The sequence below is a fragment of the Fusibacter sp. genome (assembly GCF_057447755.1).
The window spans coordinates 1-4922 of record NZ_JBVBZF010000262.1 but is presented as its reverse complement, the minus strand read 5'-3'; the positions used below and the strand labels follow the sequence as shown (position 1 = coordinate 4922).

Annotated in this window: 3 protein-coding genes; 1 reads left to right on the top strand and 2 read right to left on the bottom strand. The window is 34.2% G+C overall.

All coding sequences use genetic code 11. The annotated features are described in order from the left end of the window. The first annotated feature begins 87 nt into the window (after nt 1–87). Nucleotides 88–2955: an EAL domain-containing protein gene (locus AC220I_RS18045; RefSeq protein WP_486725261.1), complete on the top strand. Its 2868-nt coding sequence runs from the start codon at nt 88–90 to the stop codon at nt 2953–2955. A 289-nt stretch (nt 2956–3244) separates the two neighbouring features. On the opposite strand, the gene AC220I_RS18040 is transcribed toward AC220I_RS18045, so the two are convergent. Continuing rightward, the gene (locus AC220I_RS18040) at nt 3245–3925 is read right to left on the bottom strand and encodes a TetR/AcrR family transcriptional regulator (protein ID WP_486725260.1); all 681 of its coding nucleotides are present in this window, start codon (nt 3923–3925) and stop codon (nt 3245–3247) included. Between the two features lie 71 nt (nt 3926–3996). Then, nucleotides 3997–4677: a DUF4386 domain-containing protein gene (locus tag AC220I_RS18035; protein WP_486725259.1), complete on the bottom strand. Its 681-nt coding sequence runs from the start codon at nt 4675–4677 to the stop codon at nt 3997–3999. Between the last annotated feature and the right edge of the window lie 245 nt (nt 4678–4922).

Here is a 4922-nt window from a genome sequence, read left to right as displayed (position 1 = left end):
TTTTTTTTACAAGGTGATTTTGAATTTACATATTAATTTTGGGTATTAATGTCACTATAGCTCATGACACATGGTGGAGGGAAATATATGCTTATCAAAATCAAATTACCTTTAGTCACAGTTCTAATTATAGCCATCTCTTTGATTATAATGAGTACGACATACTATATCTATATATCCGATGTGCTTGTTGAAAGTGAAAAAATGCAAGTTAATCAAGTATTGGATATGGAAAGCGCTTCACTTAAAACTTTTTTTGACTCCCGCAGATTGGAAGTAAGCTATTTATCAAATGACGCCCTTGTAAATAAGACTATAAATGCCTACCTAGATGATCCACGTCATGAAAATCCTGACTTCACACCAAATTACCAATCACTGAATACCTATTTTGAAACCATCAAAAGCTCACGCTCTGACATTCGGGATGTTTTTGTGCTCACACCTCTTGGTCGTGTATTAGCAAGCAGTCATCCAAGAAGTTACTGGATTGATTTGTCCGATCGGGATTACTTTCAGGCTGCAATGGATGGCAAAACCACAATAAGTAACCTATTAGTGGACCGTGTTGATGGTGAAAGTGTCCTATTTGTGGCAACGCCCATTTACAGTGATGACAAAGAGAAGATAATTGGCGTTATGGCCAATATTATAGATACTAAAAGTGCCTCCGATAATATTAAAACATTAATAGACGGACAACTTGTTGACGCCTATTTGATTGATCAATCAGGTATGATTGTTTTTCATACAGATAAGAAAATGATTGGGACCCGACATGTTATTAATGAAATTGATCAATTCTTCAAGACCTCTAATTTATCAGTTGCAGGTTCTGATGAGTTTCAACTATATGGCAATACCTATTATGTCGCATATAAAACCGTCGAAGACACACCATGGATACTTGTACTCGAAAAAAACATGGATATTATAATGGCCTCTGCTAGGGCGCTTTTATGGATTATGCTCATGATTACAAGCTCTGTTCTACTTTTATCAGGCATCGTCTCCATAAAATTCGCAAGAACACTGACAAATCCACTTACTGAATTGAGCAATGTTGTCCATCAAACTACTTTAGGTGATCTTAGTATACGCTCTCAATATATGCAAAATAACGAACTCGGCACCTTATCTAAGGATTTAAACATCATGCTGGATGAACTCACTGGTGCTTATGAAGAAGTGGAGTCCAAAAATGAAGAGTTAATGGCGACTGAGGAAGAACTTAGAATAAATTATGAATATCTATCCAAAAGTCAAAAGGCCTTAAAAACCCTCCAAGACAAATATACATCAGCTTTAAAGGGCTCTAGAGATGTCGTATGGGAATGGGATCTTGAAAACCACCATTTCTTTGCTTCTGATGCTTGGCATGAATTAACTGGACTTTCATCATACAATACGTCTATTGAGAATATAGTATTCGAACAAATTCTTAAACCTCATGAGCAAAAGCGTATCTTAAAGCTTTTTAAGGAACATTGGAATTCACATACCAATCTTTTAACATTTACTTTTTCATACTCATCCACAGTAGATAAAGAGATTTATTTTTTAGTCAAAGCGAATACCATTTGGGATGATGAGGGCAATCCTATTAAGTCATCTGGTCTTATGATGGATATTACCTATGAAACCGAAACAAACGAAAAACTTCATAATCTTGCATTCATAAACCAATTGACATCCCTGCCTAACAGACTCGCTTATGCTTATGATCTAAAAAATCTAATGGTCGCTGAGACGTGTACATTGACTGTATTTCAAATGGACATAGACAATTTCATGAGGATAAATGATGCTTTGGGACATAGCTTTGGTGATATCTTGTTAATCGCTCTTGCAAATCGATTGAAAGACCTTGAAAACGAAAATGTGACTGTGTACCATCTATCGGCAGATGAATTTGCATTCATTCTATATGGTATATGTAAGGAAGAAGACATTACAAATGCAATCAATGAAGTCTATCAAATGCTTAGTGATCCATTTATCATAGGAGATAAATCGATATATATGAGTTTGAGTATTGGTATTAGCGTTTATCCAAATGATGGTGATACGGTGGATAAACTTATTCAAAATGCAGATACAGCGATGTTTGCCGCAAAAAAATCGGGTAAATCAAACTATGTCTACTACACTCAATTTCTTTCGGATTCAGTTCAAGAGCGCATGGACATCGAAAACATATTAAGACGTGCTATTAAAGACAATTTGGTGTCGATGCACTATCAGGCACAGTATACTGCGGCAAATGGACGACTCAATGCCTTTGAAGCACTTATGAGAATCACTGATGAAAATGGTAAGGCCATCTCCCCTGCGGTCTTTATTCCCGTTGCAGAGGAAACCGGGCTTATTATAGAACTTGGTGAATGGGCAATCCGAGATGTCTGTAAATCCATTAAAACATTATACGATTTAGGTTATTCCTTTGAACACATCAGCGTAAATGTCTCTAGTATCCAATTACATCAGTCAAATTTTATAGATTTGATTGATGTAATCGTCAAGGAAATCGGAATTCTGCCACAAGCCTTAGAATTGGAAGTCACTGAGAGCGTCCTCTTGTCTGTTGCAAGCCAAGGTGAAAATATCTTAACCAAGCTAATGACGAAAGGCTATAAAATTTCATTAGACGATTTCGGGACTGGATATTCATCATTTAGCTATTTGAGGACCATGCCACTTACCACTTTAAAAATTGACAAGACCTTTATTGATAATCTCGAAACATCTAAAAAAGATAAAGAACTCGTTAGACAAATGATTGAACTGTCTCATGAACTTGGAATAATGGTCGTTGCAGAGGGCGTTGAAAGCTACGCTCAATATCAAATCCTAAAGGAAAAAGCTTGCGATTATATACAAGGCTATTATTTTAGTAAACCCCTTCCTTTTGATCAAACCAAACTACTTTTAGCAGAGAAATCAAACCAATCGTAAAAATTTCATTGAAAATGAGCTCAATAGCAAATGTTGGGGTGGGTAAAACTCACCACAGCATTTGTTTTGCTTTTACAAAAAAGAATGCACTTATAATCCATACTCCCATAAAATATGCTTGTCCAAACAGACAAGAAAGGAGCTGTCATATAAGTGCATTTAATTTTTCCTTAAATCCCTCAATTTATAAGACCTTTATTAAAACAATAAGTAAGGAGATCCCTTTTTAAAATCACGATATTATGCGAAATCAAAGCAAATCCTTAGCTCTAGTTGCATGAAAATCACATCAAGAACTCACAATTTTTTTAACATAATTTGGAATTAAAGGTTTCATATAAAAGTCAATATCGACTAAAAGTGATATTGGGTTACCCTTATTTTGAGTAAATAAGGCTATTAATCTAATTGTGTTTTCAATGATTCGCTCAGCTACATTTTCATCTGGAAAGGCCCTCATGTTTATAATATTATAAAGCTCTCCATCCAAATAGGACATCAATATATTCGCATCTACATCAGATTCTTCTCTGTCAATCACATGTCCAGTTACTGCATAAAATGCATCTAAAAAAAAGGTTTTTAACTCAATTGCTTTTTTTATGGTTTCAGGACCCAACTTTTGAATTGGGAAGTCATCAGACCCTATAAATCTATAAAAGCCTGGATTTTTTAAAGCAAAATCAATTATATTTTGAATAAATCTGATAAAATACGTACCTGCAGATTTAATTTCATCAAGGCCTTCAACAACCGCTAATCCATATAAATCAAGTGCTTTGTCATAGGCTGCAAATATTAATCCATCATAACCATCAAAGTAATTATAAGCGTTTGTATGTGCACACCCAACTTTCTTAGCAACCATTCTCAAGTTTACACCAGAGAGTCCGCCTTTTTCATCAATGGTCTCTAACATTGCCTCTATAAATTTTTCACTGGTATTGTTATCAAGTTTTTTCTTTGCCATATTTCCACCCTTTATTGAAATCTCTTAGGATATTATCTCAAATATCAGAACGGAAAGATATATTAATTTGATTATTCTCTAACTTGCTTTACTTTTATGCCCTTAAATAAAAGATAAAAACAAAATGAAAATTCTCCAATATCTGCAGGTAAAGTTATTTCACTAGGAACTTGAATATCTAAAAACATAGTCATCATATAAATAACATAGGTGATAGCACCTGTCATCAGAAAGTAGCCAATTATTTTAGGAAATACCTTAGATTTTATAAGCAAATATCCCATTGGAAGTAACCACACTCCGTATGAAAGTGTTGCAATTAAATACCCATATTGATGAAGCGTCATAAAGAAAAGTGACAAGGCTTCGCGTTGTGCTGTAGTAAAGGCTGATAGATATTCTCCATTATTTAAAACCACTAAAGCCGCATACTGATTTAACATATTAATCGCCATAATTGCAACCCCAACAACATTAAGCGCTAAAAGTACGGTTGAGATCAACTTATTCGTATTTTTAAATATCGTAAATAGTAATAGGCCTAGTGCAAAATAGCTCATAATCATTAAAAAGTCACTTAATATGCTAAGTTTAAAAAGCAATTGATTATCAAGTATATTTAGGGCCGTTTCACTGGCATTTCCTTTGATCATTATACTTGCTCTGACAATCTTATGACTAAAAATCCCACAAAATATTATTAATAAATAACTTAAACCCGCTAGTCGTGCCTTGCCTTTTAAAGTTTCCATATTGCCTCCTAAATCATATAAATTTGAATACACATATCAATTATATTACCGTCGGTAATTACCAGTGGTAATAATTAAATAATACCACTGGTTTCTTGCCTAGTCAATATCATTTTGTATTCTTTATAAGTTTGTATTCTCTTCAGATCAAATTGATCTTAAAGAGTCCACTAGAAAGACATCCTTTTAGCAAGAGAACATAAAGGTTATTGAACCCTCTCATATGTCTTAATAATTTTCTCTGT

Coding starts and splice junctions, on each gene's coding strand:
- AC220I_RS18035 (WP_486725259.1), bottom strand. CDS start 4,677: ATGGAAACTTTAAAAGGCAAGGCACGACTAGCGGGTTTAAGTTATTTA.
- AC220I_RS18040 (WP_486725260.1), bottom strand. CDS start 3,925: ATGGCAAAGAAAAAACTTGATAACAATACCAGTGAAAAATTTATAGAG.
- AC220I_RS18045 (WP_486725261.1), top strand. CDS start 88: ATGCTTATCAAAATCAAATTACCTTTAGTCACAGTTCTAATTATAGCC.